Here is a 19,621-nt window from a genome sequence, read left to right on the forward strand (position 1 = left end):
GACATGCGCATAACTTCCCGGCATGGCAAGGCACTGCTTTGGCATTGTTCAGCAGGTGCATCGCCCCCTACATTCGTTGGCATCTCCTCCAACCGTTTCACTCTCTCCGATGCAGGTATGTGTATTGGGCGCAGGCATCGTCGGCCTGGCCACGGCGTATGAACTTCAACAGCGCGGCCTGCAGGTCACCGTCATCGACCAGGCGCAGCCCGGCACGGGCGCCAGCGGTGGCAATGGCGCGCAGCTGAGCTATAGCTATGTGCAGCCCCTGGCAGACGCCAGCATCTGGCGGCAGCTGCCCCGGCTGCTACTTTCGCCCAGCTCACCGCTCAAGCTGCGCCTGCAGTGGGACACCCACCAATGGCGCTGGGGGCTGGAGTTTCTGCGCGCCTGCAACCGACCCACCTCTGAACGCAGCACCGCGCAGCTGCTGGCGCTGGCCGCCCTGAGCCGCCACCACTTCGAGGCCATGCTGCGGGCAGAAGCTCTGGACTGCGACTTCTCCCGCACCGGCAAGCTGGTGCTGTACGACACCCCCACCGGCCTGGCCGCTGCGCAACGCCAGATGGACCTGCAGCGCCAGTGGGGCTGCGAACAACAGGCGGTGTCAGCCCAGCGCTGCGTGGAGATCGAGCCCGCACTGCAGCACTACCAGCCGCGCATTGCCGGAGCCATCTACACCCCCAGCGAATGCGCGGCCGACTGCCTCCAGGTCTGCCAAGGCTTGCAGGCCGTGCTGGCCGCACGAGGGGCGCGCTTTGTACTGGGTGCCACGGTCCAGGGCTTTGTACGCCAGGGCACCCGCATTGCTGCGGTGCAGACCAGTGCAGGCGCCATCGAGGCGCAGCAGTTTGTGCTGGCCCTGGGCAGCCGCAGCCAGGAGGTGGCGCAGACGCTAGGCTTTCGCCTGCCCGTGTACCCCCTCAAGGGCTACAGCATCACACTCGATACCAGCCCCGCACCATCGGCAGCGCCTCGCGTCAATGTGACCGACGCTGCACGCAAGGTGGTGTTTGCGCGCATCGGCCAGCGCCTGCGGGTGGCGGGCATGGCAGAACTGGTTGGGCACGATGCCCGCATACCTGCCGCGCGCATCCAGAGCCTGCGCGACGCCACACGCGCCGTCTTCCCTCACTGCAATCAAGGCGGGGAGCTGCATGCCTGGACCGGCATGCGCCCGGCCACGCCCACCGGGCTGCCGGTGGTGGGCCGGAGGGCGGACGGGCCCGACAACCTTTTGCTGAACACGGGCCATGGGTCTTTGGGGTTCACACTGGCGTTTGGCACGGCCGCACAGGTGGCCGAGCTGCTGGTACCCACCTGACTCTCCCACGTTCTGCAGCCGCACAAGGCACCACCCGCCTAGGCAGGCGGCCCGTTCATTCCACCTCGGGCTGCAGACCCACCGCTTCCAGCGTCTCAGCCACCGCCTGGCGCATGCATTGCGTCATGGCACTGGCCAGCAGTGAGCTGGGCCGGTTCACGGTGCGCAGCGACTTGATGGGTACGGCAATGCGCGGCGCGAGCGCCAGCACATCCACCTTGCTGCGGTCGGCCGATGCCGCCGTGCAGGCATCCACCAGCGCCACCGCGTGACCATGGTGTGCCAGTGCCAGCGCCGCATGGTAGGTCTGCACCGTGAACGCTGTCTGCAGGCCCACACCCGCCTCGCGGCACGCGTGGTTGACCACCGTACCGATGGGGTCGCGCACATCCAGCCGCACCACGGGCGTGTCTGCCAGGTCGGCCAGATGCACCACCCCGGCCATCACCAGCTCAGCACCCAGCATGCCCTTGGGCGCCACACACACCATGCGCCCATCGGCCAGATGCTCCTGCGTGAGCGCGGGGTGGGCGATGGCACTGAACACAAAACCCACATCTGCCTCCTGCAGCACCAGGGCCGAGACGATCTGGGGCGAGTGCAGCGCATCGATGGTGACCTGCACATCCGGGTGCTTTTGCCTGAAGAACCGCAATGCGCGCGGCAGCACCTCGTAGCTCAACGCCAGCACGCTCAGGATGTGTAGCTCCCCTTCGCGCCGATCGCTTTTGAGGCTGTTGGCCAGGCGCTGCACATCATCCAACTGGGTGAACAGGCGCTCGATGTGCGGGTACAACGTCTGCGCCTCGGTGGTGGGCACCAGCTTGCCCTTGAGCCGGTGAAACAGCGGAAAGCCCAGCTGCAATTCGGCATGCGCCAGGATGCGGCTGACCGCAGGCTGCGTGACGTTGATGAGGCGGGCCGCCGCGCTCACGCTGCCGGTGAGCATGACGGCGTTGAAGACTTCTATGTGGCGAAGGCGCATATGCTGACGATGCAAGGAATGGGCCGCAAGCGCAATCCTTGCATGTACCCATTGCGAAATCGCGCACTCAAACCGCGCGCCTCGCACGCGCTTGCAGCTAAAGCGACATCGACGGCCGCAGCGCCATGGCCGCACGCCAGCGCAGCAAGTGCGGGTGCTGCTCGCCCGGCTTGTGCTTGACCACCCGCGCAAAGTCCACCGCCACCACCGCCGTGATGTCGGCCACGCTGAAGCGGTCGGTGGCAATGAATTCGCGGTCCGCGAGGCGCTCGTTGAGCAGCTGAAAGAACTGCCCCACACGCATCAGTCCACGCTCAGCCAGGGCCGGGATTTGCGGGTAATCCACCGCGCCGGGCAATGCCCGGTTGGCCATGGCGGGCGCGCTGTTGCGCAGCGCCTCGGCAATGGCCTGCAGGCCCTCGAACTCCATGCGCCAGTTCCAGCTCGCAATCTCGGCCTTTTCTGCAGGCGTCTCGCCCAGCAGTGCGGGCTGCGGGTAGCGCGCCTCCACATACGCCGTGATCGCCGCGTTGTCGGTCAACAGCAAACCGTCTTCCGCGCGCAGCGCAGGCACCGTGCACTGTGGGTTGATCTGGCGGTAGGCATCGCCCAGTTGCTCGCCATTGCGCAAATCCACCTGCACGGTGTCGTGGGCCACGCCCTTTTCTGCCAGCAGGATGCGCACACGGCGCGGGCTGGGGGCGGTGGAGCAGTCGTATAGGGTGATCATGGAGACGCCTTGAAAAAAACAATCAGCGTGCGGGTGAAGAATCTGCTGCTGCCGCAGCCTCGATCTTGTCCTGCGTCTTCGTGTCAAAGTCGCTCGCGTCATGCCGCTCGCGCAACTGGCTGGCCGGGTCGCCCTGCACGCGGTTCACCTTGCGCCCCCGCTGCACTGCAGGGCGCTTGGCCACCTGTTCGGCCCAGCGCACTACATGCGTGTATTCATGCACCTGCAAAAACTCGCCGGCGTTGTAGGCCTGCCCTTTCACCAGCAAGCCATACCAGGGCCAGATCGCAATGTCTGCCACCGTGTACTCATCGCCCGCCACGTACTCGGTCACGGCCAGGCGCTGGTTCAGCACATCCAACTGGCGCTTGGCCTCCATGGCATAGCGGTCAATCGCGTACTCGATCTTGACCGGCGCGTAGGCATAAAAATGCCCAAACCCGCCGCCCACAAACGGCGCACTGCCCATCTGCCAGAACAACCACGACAGGCACTCCGCCCGCGCCGCGCCCTCCTTGGGCAAGAAGGCGCTACCGAACTTCTCGGCCAGGTACATCAGGATGGCGCCGGACTCGAACACGCGCACCGGGTTGGCGGGGTCGGTGCGGTCCAGCAGCGCGGGGATTTTGGAGTTGGGGTTCACAGACACGAACCCACTGCCAAACTGCTCCCCCTCGTTGATACGAATCAGCCACGCGTCGTACTCCGCCCCGCTGTGGCCCAGCGCCAGCAGCTCTTCCAGCATGACAGTGACTTTTACGCCATTGGGCGTACCCAACGAATAGAGCTGCAGCGGGTGGCGACCTACGGGCAGTTCCTTGTCATGCGTAGCACCGGCAATGGGCCGGTTGATGCTGGCGAACTGACCGCCGTTTGCTTTGTTCCATTGCCAGATGGCGGGGGGGGTGTAGGAGGTAGGTTCAGACATCAAGGACTCCCAAATGAAGTTAGAAGGGGCGATTGACTTGCGGTTGCCGGACGGCGAGAGCAAAAGAAGTCGCGCCGGGGCTCCTGCAATGGCGGGCAGTCCGCCGACTACGCTGCCTAAGTCTGGCTTGAGAGGGGAAACCTCTCAATCAACAAGGGAAAGCGGGTCAGTCGATGCTGCACGAGTGCGCCCAAACGCCATGAACACCGACGTAAAACGTGTGATGCTTGTCCAGCGACAGGTTATAGGCAACCCCAGGCTTCGCGTCGGCGTAGTTCCTGGCCACCAGCAAATTCCCGAAGTAATAGTTCTCCAACGTGCTTGTAGCCCTCAGGCTTTGTAACTTTGCCCAACCATGGTTCGCCAAATAGATGGGTTGGTTGGGCGTCGCAAAAATTTCATCACGCTGGTTATTGGCCAAGTGATCAATCAGCAACCTCGATAGAGAACTTTCCGGAATACGCCAGACTTCCGCTACCTTTGCGAAGATGTACTCGCTTTCCTCCCTTTTGTGGCTTGGGGGTGTCTGCATATCGGGAAATGTCAGAACCCACTCACCCACTTTCACATCTTCGATCGGTTTGGAGCCTTCCTTCGTACGGACCAAGGTTCCAGCGGCAAATCCAAAATCAGGGTCGCTCATATCAGGTCTCACTCTCATTAAATTAACTTGCAGAGCTTGAGCAGGGGTGGGCTCAATGCGCCTTATCCCAATTAGCCCCCACTCCCACCTCCGCCAGTAGCGGCACCTTCAGCGCCGCCACGTCCGCCATCAGGCGCGGGATGTGGGTCTTGAGCCAGTCCACCTCGCCCTCAGGCAGCTCGAACACCAGTTCGTCGTGCACCTGCATGATCATTTGGATGTCCGGCTTGTGGGCGTCCAGCTCCTTCTGAACCGCCACCATGGCCAGCTTGATCAGATCGGCCGCCGTACCTTGCATAGGGGCGTTGATGGCAGCGCGCTCGGCCCCGGCGCGGCGGGGGCCGTTGGGGGAGTTGATTTCCGGCAGGTACAGGCGGCGGCCAAACACGGTTTCGACGTAGCCCATGGATTTGGCGGCGGCCTTGGTGTCGTCCATGTACTGCTTCACGCCGGGGTAGCGCTGGAAGTATTTGTCGATGTAGGCGGCCGCAGCTTTGGTCTCAATGCCTAAATTCTTGGCCAGGCCAAAGCTGCTCATGCCGTAGATAAGGCCAAAGTTGATGACCTTGGCGTAGCGGCGTTGCTCGCTGGTGACCTGATCGACCTCCACCCCAAAAACTTCGGCAGCGGTGGCGCGGTGCACGTCCAGCCCGGCGTGGAAGGCGTGCAGCAGCGAGTGGTCGCCACTCAGGTGGGCCATGATGCGCAGCTCGATCTGCGAATAGTCGGCACTCGCAATCACCCGGCCTGCGGGGGCTACGAAAGCCTCGCGCACGCGGCGGCCTTCGGGCGTGCGGATGGGGATGTTCTGCAGGTTGGGGTCGTTGCTGGACAAGCGGCCTGTGACGGCCACGGCCTGCGCGTAGTGCGTGTGCACACGGCCGGTGCGTGGCAGGGCCAGCTGGGCGAGCTTGTCGGTGTAGGTGCCTTTGAGCTTGACGAGGCTGCGGTGCTCCAGCAGCTTGGCGGGCAGGGGGTAGTCTTCGGCCAGTTTTTCGAGCACCTCTTCGTCGGTGCTGCGCGCGCCGGTGGCGGTTTTCTTGACCACGGGCATGCCCAGCTTGTCGAAGAAGATTTCGCCCAGCTGCTTGGGGCTGCTCAGGTTGAAGGGCTGGCCTGCGATCTCATACGCCTCGGTTTCAAGCTGCAAGATGCGCTGGCCCAGCTCGTGGCTCTGGTTGGCCAGTGTGGGCGCGTCGATGAGCACGCCGTTGCGTTCGATGCGGTACAGGGCCTCGCTGCTCGCGATCTCCAGCTCGTAGATGAAGCGCAGTTTGTCATCCGCCTGCAGCAGGGGCCACAGGGCGTTGTGCACGTCCAGGGTCTGGTCGGAGTCTTCGCACGAATAGGCAGCGGCCTTGTCCACCGGCACTTGCGCAAACGGAATCTGGTGCGCGCCCTTGCCGCACAGGTCTTCGTAGGTGATGCCTTTGCGGCCGGTGTGGCGCTCGGCCAGGCTGGTCAGGTTGTGGGGCTTGTGCACTTCGAGCACGTAGCTTTGCAGCATGGTGTCGTGCGCGTAGCCCTGCACCTCAATGCCGTGGTTGGCAAACACATGGCGGTCGTACTTGATGTGCTGGCCCAGCTTGGGGTGTTTGGGGTCTTCCAGCCAGGGTTTGAGGCGGGCGAGCACTTCATCCAGCGGCAACTGCGCGGGCGCATCGGGGCCTTCATGCCGCAGGGGGATGTAGGCGGCTTCGCCGGGCTGCACGCTGAAAGAGATGCCGACGATTTGCGCGCGCATTTCGTCGAGCGAATCGGTTTCGGTGTCGATGGCCGTGAGCGGGGCTTTGTGCAGGCGCTCCAGCCACTGGTCAAGGTCGGCCCAGTTGAGGATGGTGTCGTACACCACCGTGCGGTGCTGGGCTTCTTCGGCCACGGTGCTGGCGGAGTGATCGGCAAACAGGTCACCGCTTTGGCCGGGCATGGCGACGGTGGGGGCTGTAGCCGCTGGAGCCGATGCACCCTTGATGGCGGCGGCCAGGCCCTTGAAGCCGTATTGTTCGTAAAAGGGCAGCAGGCCAGCGGTGTCCGGTGCGTCCAGCGTGATGTCGTCAAACGCGGGCAGGCCGGGGATGTAGTCGGCCAGCGCGCAGTCGGTCTTCATGGTGACGAGCTGGCGGCTCAAGGCCAGCTGGCCGCTGGCAATGGCCTCGCGCAGGTTGTTGCCTGCCACGCCCTTGATGGCGTCGGCGTTGGCGATCAGGTTGTCGAGCGAGCCATATTCTTCCAGCCACTTGGCGGCGGTCTTGGGGCCCACCTTGGTCACGCCGGGCACGTTGTCCACGGTGTCGCCCACCAGGGCCTGGTAGTCCACCATCAGCGCGGGTGGCACGCCAAACTCGGCCGTCACGCCCGCCACATCGCGGCGCTTGCCGCTCATGGTGTCGATGATGGTGATGTGCTCGTTGACCAGTTGACTCAAATCCTTGTCGCCGCTGGACACGATGACCTCCATGCCCTGCGCGGCTGCCACGTGGGCCAGAGTGGCGATCACGTCGTCGGCCTCCACGCCGGGCACAGCCACCACCTTCCAGCCCAGCAGGTCCACCACCTCGTGGATGGGCTCGATCTGGCTGCGCAGGTCGTCGGGCATGGGTGAGCGCGTGGCCTTGTATTCGGTGTACAGCGCGTCGCGGAAGGTTGGGCCGCTGGCGTCGAACACGCACACGGCGTAGTCGGCAGTCACCTCTTTGCGCAGGGCCTGCATCATGTTGATCATGCCGCGAATGGCGCCTGTGGCAGGGCTGGCGGGGTCGCCCGGCACGGCCCGCAGGTCGGGCATGGCGTGGAAGGCGCGGTACAGGTAGCTGGAGCCGTCCACCAGCACCAGGGTCTTTTTGTTGCTCATCCGGCAATTGTGCACGTCCACGCCCCATGACAATGCCTGCCGGGCGGCGCTCTACAATCGCCCGATGCGCGCTGTTCACCTTCTCCTGCTGCTGGGCATGGCCTGCGGCAATGCCCTGGCCCAAACCCCGTCTCCATCCCCTGCACCCGCCGCTGCGGGCGCCCAGCGCGAGGCGCTGCCCGACCCCGAGCCCCTATCCGGCCGCACCAACCAGCGCACGGAGCGCATCCAGATCGAAGACGCAGGCAGCCGTGTGGATGAACTGCGGGTGGGCGGGCAAACCCAGAACATCTCGGTGCAGCCCAAAACCGGCAACCTGCCCGCCTACGAAGTGCAGTCGCCTGACGGCGCACGCAGCCGCTCTGGCGGCAACAATGGCGCCGAGACCACCACGGCGCCCCGCGTCTGGAACGTGTTCAAGTTCTGAGGGGCTGCTGGGTGGCGCGCAGGCACTGCGCTGCCACCGGTTGAGCCCCTGCTTGCCGCCCGTTGTCCCGCCCCTTCCTCTTTCTCATTTCTTCGACCCCCTGAGCGATGGCCGTTTTTACCGAAGTCTCCAATCCCGAGGCGCGCGAGTTGCTGCGCCGTTTGCAACTGGGCGAGCTGGTGGAGCTGCGCGGCATTGAGGGCGGCATCGAGAACACCAACTACTTTCTGACCAGCGACCAGGGCGAGTTCGTGCTGACGCTGTTCGAGCGCCTCACGGCCGAGCAGTTGCCGTTCTACCTGTACCTGATGAAGCATCTGGCGCACGGCGGCGTGCCCGTGCCCGACCCGCGTGCCGACAAGAACGGCGACATCCTGCACACCGTGTGCGGCAAGCCCGCCGCCGTGGTCAACAAGCTGCGCGGCAAGAGCCAGCTGGCCCCACAGGGCGTGCACTGCGCTGCCGTGGGCACCATGCTGGCCCGCATGCACCTGGCGGGCCGCGACTTTGACCGCCACCAGCCCAACCTGCGTGGGCTGCCCTGGTGGAACGAGACGGTGCCGGTGGTGCTGCCCCACATTGACGCTGCGCAGGCTGCACTGCTGCGGTCCGAGCTGGCCTACCAGAACCATGTGGCCGCCAGCTCCGCCTATGCCGCCCTGCCGCGCGGGCCCGTGCATGCCGACCTGTTCCGCGACAACGTGATGTTCGAGGGTGAAGAGCTGACAGGCTTCTTCGACTTCTACTTTGCAGGGGTGGACACCTGGCTGTTTGACCTGGCCGTGTGCCTGAACGACTGGTGCATCGACCTGTCCACCGGCACGCACGACGCCGAGCGCGCCACGCGCATGCTCGACGCGTACCAGGCCGTGCGCCCGCTGACAGCCGCCGAGCGCGAGTTGCTGCCCGCCATGTTGCGCGCAGGGGCGCTGCGGTTCTGGATCTCGCGCCTGTGGGACTTCTACCTGCCGCGCGAGGCCTCGATGCTCAAACCCCACGACCCCACGCACTTCGAGCGCGTGCTGCGCGGGCGCCTGGCCCTGCCCGTACGCGCGGGCTGATCCCACCACAGGCGGGCAGCCTCTAACCCCTGACCCCGCCACTGGTTTGGGGCAGTGGGGTAAATTCGACCTTATTCGCCCCCTCGACATCCGATGCCGCTCGGCGCGCCCCATGGGCGTTGGGGCGCAGTCGGCGGTGCGGGCCTCTCCTCCTTTCCAACGTATTCATGAAACTCCATATCGTTCCCGCACGCACCGGCATGGCCTGGGTCAAGCTCGGCGTTCGGGCGTTCTGGCGGCAGCCCATGGCGCTGGCTGCGCTGTTCTTCATGACCATGGCGGCCATGTCGCTGGCCACCATGATCCCGCTGGTGGGTCCGGCCATTGCGCTGGCACTGCTGCCGTCGGCCACGCTGGCCATGATGGTGGCCGCGGCACAGGCATCGCAAGGGCGGTTTCCGATGCCCACGGTGCTGCTGGTGGCCTTTCGCACCGGGCGCGAGCGGCTGCGCGACATGCTCACACTGGGTGTGCTGTATGCGGTGGCTTTTCTCGGCATCATGGGCCTGTCGGCCCTGCTGGACGGCGGCCAGTTTGCGCAGGTTTACCTGGGTGGCGCGCCCATGACCCGGGAGATTGCCGAGAACCCGGACTTCCAGCGCGCCATGTGGCTGTCGATGCTGCTGTACCTGCCCCTGTCGCTGCTGTTCTGGCATGCACCGGGCCTCGTGCACTGGCATGGCGTGCCGCCGGTCAAGGCGCTGTTCTTCTCCATCGTGGCCTGCGTGCGCAACTTTAGTGCGTTCCTGGTCTACGGGCTGGGCTGGCTGGGTGTGTTTCTGCTGAGCGGGCTGGTGGTCAGCATCGTGTCGGCCCTGCTGGCCGTGGCGGGGCTTGCGGGATCGATGGCCGGTGGCATCATGGTGGGCGCTGCCATGATGATGGCGGCCATGTTCTTCACCTCGGTGGTCTTCACCTTCCGCGACTGCTTCGAGCCCCCCTACACCCCCCAGCAAGAAGAGGCGCCCCATGACACCCCGCCCCCCAGCCCCCCTGACGCACCACCTGCAGGGCCGCTCTGACGACGAGCTGGTCTGGTTCCAGCGCCGCAGCGTGGTGCAGGCCGCCGCGCTGTGGGTGGCAGGCGGTGGCTGGGCTGCCGCCCATGCGCAGGCGCGCAGCAATATCGTGGAAGTGCGCGGCGAGGTGCTGCGCAATGGCGAGCCCCTGACGGCGCAGCACACCATCACCGCCAACGACCGCATCGAGACCGGGCCGGGCGCCAGCCTGGTGTTCTCGGTGGGCGACAGCGCCTTCATGGTGCGGCAGAACTCGCGCATGGCGATGGAGAGCGACACACCCACCGCCGTCAAGCTGCTGCGCCTGCTCAGCGGTGCAGTGGCGACGGTATGGGGGCGCGGCCCCGACCGGCAGATTGCGCTGCCCACGGCTACCGCAGGCATCCGCGGCACCGGCGTGTACGCCGAGGTGTTTGCCGACCAGGACCAGCGCGGCTACCTTTGCAACTGTTATGGCACGGTGGAGCTGACGGCAGGCGGCGAGCGCCTGGTGAGCCAGTCCATCTACCACCAGTCGTTCTGGGCCGAGCCCGCACCCCGCAATGGCCGGCTGCTGACTCCGGCCGGTGCCATCAATCACACGGACGAAGAGATGGAGTTCTTGGCGGGGCTGGTCAACCAGCGCACCGCGTGGCAGGTGTCAGGCCGCAAGGGCATCAAGGATGGCAGCGGTGGCGCGGCCGCACCGGCCAACAACTACGGAACTGGCAACTCCTACGGCCCGCCCGGCTCCCGGGACTGAACGCTGCTCAGCGGTACTTTGCCGCGCTGAGCCGCAGCGCTCGCCGCAATGGCTGCGCGGCGTGCCTGGGGGTGCCGTTACGCAGTGCGCCGAGCACTGCGTCAAACCGTCACACAAACGTCAAACCACTGTCACGGGGCGTTCCTAGGATCGCGGGCTGGACTCCATGCCACCCGTTCCACACGCCTTTCCAACAAGGCTCCTGGTCGGATCAGGGCGTGGCATGCCCGTTCGCATACCCACTTGGAAACACCCCGAAAATGACCCAACCGACGATGCCCACCCGCCGCAAGGCCCTGCAACTGCTGGCCGGCGTTCCCATGCTGCCACTCAGCGCCAGCGCCTCGGCCGCCCTGCTGACCGCCTGCGGTGGCAGCGACTCCGCCTCGCCCAGCTTTGTGTCGGCCAGCTTCACGTCGATGGCAGCCCCCACCCTGGCCAACGCCGCTGCCATGGCCACCACCACCGTGGGCTCCACGCTCAACATCAAGCTCAGCGACGACTCGGTGCGCTCGTACCAGCTGGCTTACCAGCCGTTCTTCGTGACGGGCGACATGGTGTCCGACGGCAAGGGTGGCACCATCCTGTCGGGTGGCTACTACGACATCAACAACAAGCCCATCATCGACGCTACGGTGGCTGGCAAGGAGCGCCAGTACTTCTCGGACTCGCCCGACGGCACCTCGCTGCTGACCGTGGCCAACCCCACCGTGACCGGCCTCAAGGGCAAGGCCGTGTTTGCCGTGGTGCAGTTTGAATACACCACCTGGGCGCAAGACGGCAAGACCGACATGTACGGCAAGCTGCCCTCGCCCATCGCCGTGCTGACGTTGGACCAGGACCAGACCGCCGGCAAGCTGAGCCTGGTGAAGTACCACAACGTGGACACCTCCAAGGTGCACGGCCTGTGGATCACCTGCGGCGCCAGCCTGTCGCCCTGGGGCACCCACCTGTCGAGCGAAGAGTACGAGCCCGATGCGTTCAGCATTGCCAGCAACGCCATGTTCAAGGCCTACAGCAAGAACCTGTATGGCGACGAAACCAAGGCCAACCCCTACCACTACGGCCACATGCCCGAAGTGACGGTGAACCCCGACGGCACCGCCAGCATCAAGAAGCATTTCTGCATGGGCCGCATCTCGCACGAGCTGGTGCAGGTGATGCCTGACAACCGCACGGCGCTGATGGGCGACGACGCCACCAATAGCGGCTACTTCGTGTTCGTGGCCGACAAGGAAAAAGACCTGTCGTCCGGCACGCTGTACGTGGCCAAGGTGGGCAGCGGCTTCTCCATCGACCCCAAGGTCGGCACGGCAGCGCCCCTCACCTGGATCAAGATGGGCTCGGCCACCAGCGCCGAGATCGAGAACCTGGCCAACACGCTCAAGCCCACGGACATCATGACCGTGAAGACCACCGACCCGGCCGACGCCAGCTACACCAAGATCGTGGCCAACGGCAAGACCGAGTGGATCAAGCTGAACCCCGGCATGGAAAAGGCCGCCGCCTTCCTGGAAACCCACCGCTACGCCGCCTACCTGGGCGCCAGCCTGGGCTTCACCAAGATGGAAGGCACCACGGTCAACGCCAAGGACAAGATTGCCTACTCTGCACTGCAGAACATCCAGTCGTCCATGGTGGCAGGCAACGCCGCCAACGTGCCGGGCAACGGCATCTCGGTACCCAAGCAACTGGTGGCTGGTGGCGTTTTCGCCCTGAACCTGCGTGGCGGTCAGAAAGACACCGCTGGCGGCAACATCAACAGCGAATGGATGCCCGTGGACACTAAGGTGCTGCTGGCCGGTGAAGACATCACCGCCGACGCCCTGGGCAACACCGCCAACCCCAACAACATCGCCAACCCGGACAACCTCAAGTTCTCCGAAAAGATGCGCACGCTGTTCATCGGCGAGGACAGCAGCCAGCACGTCAACAACTTCCTGTGGGCCTACAACGTGGACACCAAGCAGCTGTCGCGCGTGATGTCGATCCCAGCAGGCGGCGAGTCCACCGGCCTGCACGCCGTGGACGAGATCAATGGCTGGACATACATCATGAGCAACTTCCAGCACCCCGGTGACTGGGGCAGCATCCACAGCGTGGTCAAGGACACGTTGGACCCGATGATCAAGGCCAACTACAAAAACAAGAACGGCGCGGCCGTGGGCTACCTGACGGCGGCGGCCAAGCAGCCCAGCCTGAACCAGGCCTGAACCAGCCTGAGCTGAGGGCCAACAGGGCTGCACCCGTTGCGGCCCGCTTCAAAAACCAACGGGGCCCGAGGGCCCCGTTGTCATTGGCGGCTCTGAATTGCTATATATACGATAGCTATCCAGGCATAAGGTACTAGCGCTGCCAGGCGATTTTGCTCAAAACCTGCTACTCGACCACCGTCAGCTTGGCCACCGACAGCGCCAGCCACTTGGTGCCGTGGCGCGGAAAGTTGACCTGCGCACGCGCGTCGTCGCCGGTGCCTTCAATGGCCAGCACCTTGCCCTCGCCAAACTTGGTGTGAAACACGGCAATGCCCACGCGCAGGCCGTGCGATGGCGCAGCCTTCTGCGCAGGCACTGGGGGGCTGGCAAATGTCTCAGACTTGAAGCCAAATTGGCCTCTAGCGCTAGATCCATATGCGCCACCAGCTCCTGAATTAGTAGCAAAACTGGGCGCATACGAGCCAAAGCCCTGCTGCTTGGGCGTGATCCACTTGAGGGCCGCTTCGGGCAGCTCGTCAAAAAACCGGCTCTTGATGTTGTAGCGCGTCTGCCCGTGCAGCATGCGCGTCTGCGAGTGGCTGAGGTACAGCCGCTTGCGGGCGCGGGTAATGGCCACGTACATCAGGCGGCGCTCCTCCTCCAGGCCGTCGCGGTCGCTGGCCGAGTTCTCGTGGGGGAACAGGCCCTCTTCCATGCCGCCGATGAACACGCAGTCAAACTCCAGCCCCTTGCTGGCGTGCACGGTCATGAGCTGCACCGCGTCTTGCCCAGCCTGGGCCTGGTTGTCGCCCGCCTCCAGCGCGGCGTGGGTCAGGAAGGCGGCCAGGGGCGAGAGGGTTTCGCCGGTGTCGGCGTCCACGATGCCGGGCACGGCGGGTTTCAAAGGCTCGTCGAGCAACGGCGCGTTGGGGTCCAGCCCTTGGCTCACAGGGCTTTGCACGCTTTGGGTCAGCGGCGTGCCGTGCTCATCCAGCGGCAGCGCCACCGCGTCGCGGCCAAAGCCCTCTTGCGTGACAAAGCTCTCGGCGGCGTTGACCAGTTCTTCCAGGTTCTCGATGCGGTCGGCGCCTTCCTTTTCGGTGCGGAAATGCTCGACCAGCCCCGTGGATTCGAGCATCTGCTCGATGATGCCGCGCAGGTTCAGGCCCTGCGTCTGCTCGCGCAGCACATCGACCATGGCGACAAACGCGCCCAGGTTGGCGCCCGCCTTGCCGGGCACAGCGCTCACCGCGTCGTGCAGCGAGCAGCCTGCGGCGCGGGCGGCATCTTGCAGCACCTCGATGCTGCGCGCGCCAATGCCACGCGGCGGGAAGTTGACGACACGCGTGAAGCTGGTGTCGTCGTGCGGGTTCTCCAAGAGGCGCAAATACGCCAGCGCGTGCTTGATTTCGGCACGCTCAAAAAAGCGCAGACCGCCGTACACGCGGTAGGGCACGCTGGCATTGAACAGGGCCGATTCGATGACCCGGCTTTGCGCGTTGCTGCGGTAGAGCACGGCAATCTCCTTGCGCTCAAAGCCGTCGTTGCGCACCAGCTGCTTGATTTCATCGACCATCCATTGCGCCTCGGCCAGGTCAGAGCTGGCCTCGTACACCCGCACCGGCTCGCCCGCGCCCTGCGTGGTGCGCAGGTTCTTGCCCAGGCGGCGGCTGTTGTGGCTGATGAGGTGGTTGGCCGAGTCGAGGATGTTGCTGTAGCTGCGGTAGTTCTGCTCCAGCTTGATCTGGCGTTGCACATCAAACTCGCGCACAAAGTCGGTCATGTTGCCCACGCGGGCGCCACGGAAGGCGTAGATGCTCTGGTCGTCGTCGCCCACGGCTATCACGCTACCGCGCGCTTCATAGCGCCCGCCCACGTCGTTGCCCGCCAGTTGCTTGAGCCAGGCGTACTGCAGCTTGTTGGTGTCCTGGAACTCATCGACCAGTATGTGCTGGAACCGGCGCTGGTAGTGCTCGCGGATCGGGTCGTTGTCGCGCAGCAGCTCGTAAGACCGCAGCATCAGCTCGCCGAAGTCCACCACGCCTTCGCGCTGGCATTGCTCTTCGTACAGCTGGTAGACCTCGACCTTCTTGCGGGCGTCGCTGTCGTGCGTGGGCACGTCGCCGGGACGCATGCCCTCTTCCTTGCAGCTGGCGATGAAGTACGACAGCTGCTTGGGAGGAAAGCGCTCCTCGTCCACGTTGTGCTGCTTGCACAGGCGCTTGATGGCCGAGAGCTGGTCTTGCGTATCCAGGATCTGGAACGACTGCGGCAGCCCCGCTGCCTTGTGATGCGCGCGCAGCAGCCGGTTGCACAGGCCGTGGAAGGTGCCAATCCACATGCCACGCACGTTCACCGGCAACATGGCAGACAGGCGAGCCACCATCTCCTTGGCGGCCTTGTTGGTAAACGTGACGGCCAGAATGCCGCCGGGCGTGGCATAGCCGTTTTGCAGCAGCCAAGCGATGCGGGTGGTCAGCACACGGGTCTTGCCCGACCCGGCCCCCGCCAGGATGAGCGCATGGCCGGCGGGCAAGGTCACCGCAGCCAGTTGCTCGTCGTTCAGATGGGCGAGAAGGGGGGATGCGGCCGACGGCGCACCGGAGTGTGGGGGCACCAGGGCGTCTGGCGCACCCGAAAACGGGTCTTGTGGGAACATCCGGCCATTGTAGAAAGCACCCCGCCCCACGCTGCCCCGCACCATGAAAAACATTGCCCTCACCTTGGCCAGCCTGTCGCTGGCACTGGCGCATGCCCCGCAGGCGCTGGCCCAGACCCATTGCAGCAGCGACGGCGCGCCCAAGCCCGTGGCGCTCTTCGAGCGCTTCATCAGTGCCGACTGCGAGGCCTGCTGGGGTGATGCAGCCACCCCGGCGCCATCGGCCAAGGCAGGCGCCGTGGTGCTGGACTGGATCGCGCCAAGCGCGGCGGGCGACGATGCCCCCTTGTCGGCGGCGGCCACCACCGACGCCCTGTCCCGCCTGCAAGCCCTGGGGCGCAAGCCCCCCTCCCTCACCGACGTACACGTCAGCCCGGTCGATGCGGACGCACATGGGCGGCTGCGCGTGGCCCACGGGGTGGCGTTCAACGACTATGTGGGTGTGGGCATCAACTTCGCGCCTTCCGCTGCGAAGCCACAGCGCAAGGTGGCCGCAGCCCCCTTTGCCTTTCACCTGCTGCTGGTGGAAGCCATCGCCGCCGGCACGGACGGCACGGTGGTGCCCCGCCATGTCGTGCGCAACGCGTTCGAGGGCGAGTGGCTCCCCGCCCAGCGGCAAGCTCGCACCCCAGGCAAACCGTGGGCCTGGATGGAGACCCGGTCCATGCGCATTCCCGAAGGCGCGCGGGCCGAACGGCTGCACCTGGTCGGCTGGGTACAGGATGCGTCGGGCCAGATCGTGGCGGCTGCGCAATCCGTATGCAGGTAATACCGGGGCCGTTATGACGGCCATTTGTCAGGCGGGTAGAATCAATCACCGGGCCCAAGTTTCTTGACGCCCGGTTTTTTGTGCCTGCGCTCAGCAGGGTTCGGAGTGACTGTCACGTTCACTCCCGCAAAGCCGGTCTGACAGCCAAGCGCCCACCGCCGTCGAAATAGTTTGGCGGCGTCCCTTTATGGAGCTTGGAATCTCATGGAAATCTTCGACTACGACAACATCCTGCTGCTGCCCCGCAAGTGCCGCGTGGAAAGCCGCTCGGAATGCGACGCCAGCGTGGAGCTGGGCGGCCGCCGCTTCCGCCTGCCGGTGGTGCCGGCCAACATGAAGACCGTGGTGGACGAAACCATCTGCACCTGGATGGCACAGAACGGCTATTTCTACGTCATGCACCGCTTTGACCTGGACAACGTCCAGTTCGTCAAAGACATGCATGCCAAGGGCTGCTATGCGTCGATCTCGCTGGGCGTGAAGCAACCCGACTACGCCACGGTGGACCAGCTGGTGGCACAGGGCATCACGCCCGAGTACATCACCATCGACATCGCCCACGGCCATGCCGACAGCGTGAAGAACATGATCGGCTACCTGAAAAAACACCTGCCGCAGTCGTTTGTGATTGCCGGCAATGTGGCCACACCCGAAGCCATCATCGACCTGGAAAACTGGGGCGCCGACGCCACCAAGGTCGGCGTGGGCCCGGGCAAGGTGTGCATCACCAAGCTCAAGACAGGTTTTGGCACGGGCGGCTGGCAGCTGAGCGCGCTGAAGTGGTGTGCCCGCGTGGCCACCAAGCCCATCATTGCCGACGGCGGCATCCGCAGCCATGGCGACATTGCCAAGAGCATCCGCTTTGGCGCCAGCATGGTGATGATTGGCTCGCTGTTTGCCGGCCATGAGGAATCACCGGGCAAAACGGTGGAAGTGGACGGCGCGCTGTTCAAGGAGTACTACGGCTCGGCCAGCGATTTCAACAAGGGCGAATACAAGCACGTCGAAGGCAAGCGCATCCTGGAGCCCATCAAGGGCAAACTGGCCGAAACACTCATCGAGATGGAACAGGACGTGCAAAGCTCCATCAGCTATGCGGGTGGCACCAAGCTGATGGATGTGCGCAAGGTCAACTACGTGATCCTGGGCGGCGACAACGCAGGCGAGCACCTGCTGATGTAACCCACCCACAGGGCGCGATCCGACGCCCGGTTGTGAGAACCTTTTCTCAGGCCCGCAGCAGGTTCTGCGCCATGTGGTGCAGGTCATGCCCCGGTTTGGCCAGGGCATCGACGATGCTGAAGTGGTTCAACCCCGGCAAGGCCACACTGCGGGGCACAAAATGGCTGCCCCAGGCGTCCTGCATGAGCTGGTTCTGGCGCAGGAATTCGGGGCTTTCATCGCCCCCCACGGCGCAATACAACGTGCCCGTGGGCGGCTCCAGCAAACGTGCGGGGCTGCACTGCAGCACCTGCTGCTCAGTCAGGTGCAACACCGACTGGTACATGGGCGTGTGCATGATGGGCTCCAGGTCGTGCACCCCCGAGATCGACAGCGCATTGCGCACCAGGCCATCGGGCAAGCCCTTGCCGATCAGGGGCCACACGCTGGTGAGCAGCAGGGCCGCCAGTTGCCCGCCCGCCGAGTGCCCCGCCACGGTGATCCGCCGAGGGTCGCCACCATGGGCGGCGATCTGGCGCCACACCCAGCCCAGCGCCTTTTCCATCTGCCGCGCAATGTGGGGAATGTTCACCGGCGCATCGGGGGTGCCCGGGCACAGCGCGTAGTTCACCACCACCACACAAAACCCGGCCTGGGTGAAGGGCGGCGCGATGAACGAGTGGTCGGATTTGTCGAGCGACCGCCAGTAGCCTCCGTGAATGAACACCAGCACCGGCACCGGTCCACCGGTGGTGCGGGCGGAGGGGAACACGTCCAGGTTCTCACCCACACCGGTTCCATACGCGACATCAAGCGCACAGGGAATGTTGGCGCGCACCTGGGCGGAGTCCCGGGCCCAGCGCTCAAAGTAGTCCATGTGGTCGGGGACCAGGGCGCGGTTGTTGTACATGCGCTCCAGCCAGGCAGGGTCGTACAGGGGCAAGGTCATGGGCAAGAGTCTCCGGTTTGTGTGGGCGGCCTTCGGTGCCATCCCGCGGCCCGGCCCACAGGCTCGGCAGACGCAGGAACGGCGCTGGCGCTGCAGAATCATCTGGCCAATCGCTGTGCGCTGCAAGCTCCGTGACAGGCTGCAGCGCCAAAAAGGCACATGATGGCAACAGAGACGCTCTTGAACTCCTTTCCCAAGAAGAACAACGCCATGACTACCACTCCGCTTCGTATCGCCGTTCTTGGCATTGGCATGATGGGGTTGCCCATGGCCCGACGCCTCAGCGAAGCAGGCCACCAGGTACATGCATGGAACCGCACCGGCGCCAAGGCAGAACCGCTGACGCAATGGGGTGTCACCGTGCACAGCAGCCCTGCCGATGCCGTCAAGGACGCCGACGTGGCCATCAGCTTGCTCGAAAACGGCCCGGTCGTTGGCAAGGTCCTGTTTGAGCAAGGCACAGCCCAGGCCATGCGCCCGGGCGCTCTTTTCATCGACATGGCCTCCATCCAGCCCAGCGAGGCGCGCGACCATGCGGCCCGCCTGGGCGAGCTGGGCGTGGCCCATCTGGACGCACCGGTATCCGGAGGCACCGTCGGCGCCGAGGCCGGCACCTTGGCCATCATGGCCGGGGGCCGCCCCGAGGACTTTGCGCGCGCCCAGCCCGTATTCGCCTGCCTGGGCCGCTCCACCCATGTTGGGCCGCACGGTGCGGGTCAGCTGGCCAAGCTGGCCAACCAGATGATTGTGGGCATCACCATCGGCGCCGTGGCCGAAGCCCTGCTGTTTGCCGCCAAGGGAGGCGCCGACATGGCCAAGGTCCGCGAAGCCATCAGCGGTGGTTTTGCCGACAGCCGCATCCTGCAGCTGCATGGCCAGCGCATGGTGGAACGCGACTTTGCCCCCAGGGGCCGCATGGCCGTTCAGTTGAAGGACATGCGCAATGCGTTGGCCACTGCCCGAGAGACCGGCTTCGATGCCCCCATCACGGCCCTATTTGAGGCGCTGTATGCCGAGGGCGTGGACCACGGCCTGGGCGAGCTGGACCACAGCGGCCTCTTTGTGGAACTGGCCAGCCGCAATGCGATGCAATAATTTTTGGGCACGAGTTGCAAAGGTCGCAAAAACTAGTGCATAATTCGAGGCTCTGCAGCGATGCAGACAAATTTTAAAGATTT

The 19,621-nt window shown here is 64.9% G+C and carries 16 protein-coding genes; 9 read left to right on the forward strand and 7 right to left on the reverse strand.

The annotated features are described in order from the left end of the window. Nucleotides 1-109: 109 nt before the first annotated feature. Nucleotides 110-1,324: a D-amino acid dehydrogenase gene (locus DNK89_RS06585; protein ID WP_203422215.1), complete on the forward strand. Its 1,215-nt coding sequence runs from the start codon at nucleotides 110-112 to the stop codon at nucleotides 1,322-1,324. A gap of 55 nt (nucleotides 1,325-1,379) precedes the next feature. Here DNK89_RS06585 and DNK89_RS06590 read toward each other — a convergent pair whose 3' ends face one another. The 5 genes from DNK89_RS06590 to polA all read right to left on the reverse strand — a co-directional run bounded on the left by DNK89_RS06590 (nucleotide 1,380) and on the right by polA (nucleotide 7,461). Beyond that, the gene (locus DNK89_RS06590; protein ID WP_110959435.1) at nucleotides 1,380-2,309 is read right to left on the reverse strand and encodes a LysR family transcriptional regulator; all 930 of its coding nucleotides are present in this window, start codon (nucleotides 2,307-2,309) and stop codon (nucleotides 1,380-1,382) included. A gap of 97 nt (nucleotides 2,310-2,406) precedes the next feature. After that, nucleotides 2,407-3,039 (reverse strand): glutathione S-transferase family protein, encoded by a 633-nt coding sequence (locus DNK89_RS06595; protein ID WP_110959436.1) that lies wholly within the window; start codon nucleotides 3,037-3,039, stop codon nucleotides 2,407-2,409. Nucleotides 3,040-3,061: 22 nt separating this feature from the next. Then, nucleotides 3,062-3,967, reverse strand: a complete 906-nt coding sequence (gene yghU, locus DNK89_RS06600; protein ID WP_110959437.1) for a glutathione-dependent disulfide-bond oxidoreductase — start codon at nucleotides 3,965-3,967, stop codon at nucleotides 3,062-3,064. A gap of 166 nt (nucleotides 3,968-4,133) precedes the next feature. Then, nucleotides 4,134-4,610 (reverse strand): polymorphic toxin-type HINT domain-containing protein, encoded by a 477-nt coding sequence (locus tag DNK89_RS06605; protein ID WP_161958924.1) that lies wholly within the window; start codon nucleotides 4,608-4,610, stop codon nucleotides 4,134-4,136. 52 nt (nucleotides 4,611-4,662) lie between these two features. Continuing rightward, nucleotides 4,663-7,461, reverse strand: coding sequence for a DNA polymerase I (gene polA / locus DNK89_RS06610; RefSeq protein WP_110959439.1), 2,799 nt, complete (start codon nucleotides 7,459-7,461; stop codon nucleotides 4,663-4,665). Nucleotides 7,462-7,525: 64 nt separating this feature from the next. Between polA and DNK89_RS06615 the strand changes: the two genes are divergently transcribed. The 5 genes from DNK89_RS06615 (at nucleotide 7,526) to DNK89_RS06635 (ending at nucleotide 12,923) form a co-directional block, all read left to right on the forward strand. Continuing rightward, nucleotides 7,526-7,888, forward strand: coding sequence for a hypothetical protein (locus DNK89_RS06615; protein WP_110959440.1), 363 nt, complete (start codon nucleotides 7,526-7,528; stop codon nucleotides 7,886-7,888). A 107-nt stretch (nucleotides 7,889-7,995) separates the two neighbouring features. After that, nucleotides 7,996-8,949: a homoserine kinase gene (locus tag DNK89_RS06620; protein WP_110959441.1), complete on the forward strand. Its 954-nt coding sequence runs from the start codon at nucleotides 7,996-7,998 to the stop codon at nucleotides 8,947-8,949. 167 nt (nucleotides 8,950-9,116) lie between these two features. Next, a complete protein-coding gene (locus DNK89_RS06625; protein WP_110959442.1) occupies nucleotides 9,117-9,971 on the forward strand; it encodes a BPSS1780 family membrane protein in 855 nt (284 codons plus the stop codon). Beyond that, nucleotides 9,919-10,710 (forward strand): FecR domain-containing protein, encoded by a 792-nt coding sequence (locus DNK89_RS06630; RefSeq protein ID WP_110959443.1) that lies wholly within the window; start codon nucleotides 9,919-9,921, stop codon nucleotides 10,708-10,710. The genes DNK89_RS06625 and DNK89_RS06630 overlap by 53 nt, the downstream gene beginning before the upstream one ends. A gap of 260 nt (nucleotides 10,711-10,970) precedes the next feature. Next, on the forward strand, nucleotides 10,971-12,923 hold the full coding sequence (locus tag DNK89_RS06635) for a PhoX family phosphatase (protein WP_110959444.1): 1,953 nt from the start codon (nucleotides 10,971-10,973) through the stop codon (nucleotides 12,921-12,923). A gap of 166 nt (nucleotides 12,924-13,089) precedes the next feature. On the opposite strand, the gene DNK89_RS06640 is transcribed toward DNK89_RS06635, so the two are convergent. Continuing rightward, nucleotides 13,090-15,564 (reverse strand): UvrD-helicase domain-containing protein, encoded by a 2,475-nt coding sequence (locus tag DNK89_RS06640; protein ID WP_110959828.1) that lies wholly within the window; start codon nucleotides 15,562-15,564, stop codon nucleotides 13,090-13,092. Nucleotides 15,565-15,607: 43 nt separating this feature from the next. Between DNK89_RS06640 and DNK89_RS06645 the strand changes: the two genes are divergently transcribed. Continuing rightward, nucleotides 15,608-16,333, forward strand: a complete 726-nt coding sequence (locus DNK89_RS06645; RefSeq protein ID WP_110959445.1) for a hypothetical protein — start codon at nucleotides 15,608-15,610, stop codon at nucleotides 16,331-16,333. A 204-nt stretch (nucleotides 16,334-16,537) separates the two neighbouring features. Next, nucleotides 16,538-17,515: a GMP reductase gene (locus DNK89_RS06650; RefSeq protein ID WP_015013119.1), complete on the forward strand. Its 978-nt coding sequence runs from the start codon at nucleotides 16,538-16,540 to the stop codon at nucleotides 17,513-17,515. Between the two features lie 46 nt (nucleotides 17,516-17,561). On the opposite strand, the gene DNK89_RS06655 is transcribed toward DNK89_RS06650, so the two are convergent. Continuing rightward, complete coding sequence (locus tag DNK89_RS06655; protein ID WP_110959446.1) at nucleotides 17,562-18,443, reverse strand: alpha/beta hydrolase; 882 nt, start codon at nucleotides 18,441-18,443, stop codon at nucleotides 17,562-17,564. A 210-nt stretch (nucleotides 18,444-18,653) separates the two neighbouring features. On the opposite strand from DNK89_RS06655, the gene DNK89_RS06660 reads away from it, so the two are divergent. Continuing rightward, nucleotides 18,654-19,538 (forward strand): NAD(P)-dependent oxidoreductase, encoded by an 885-nt coding sequence (locus DNK89_RS06660; protein WP_110959829.1) that lies wholly within the window; start codon nucleotides 18,654-18,656, stop codon nucleotides 19,536-19,538. Nucleotides 19,539-19,621 lie beyond the last annotated feature (83 nt).

It is taken from the genome of Acidovorax sp. ST3, from assembly GCF_003231145.1.
Taxonomy (GTDB): domain Bacteria; phylum Pseudomonadota; class Gammaproteobacteria; order Burkholderiales; family Burkholderiaceae_C; genus Acidovorax.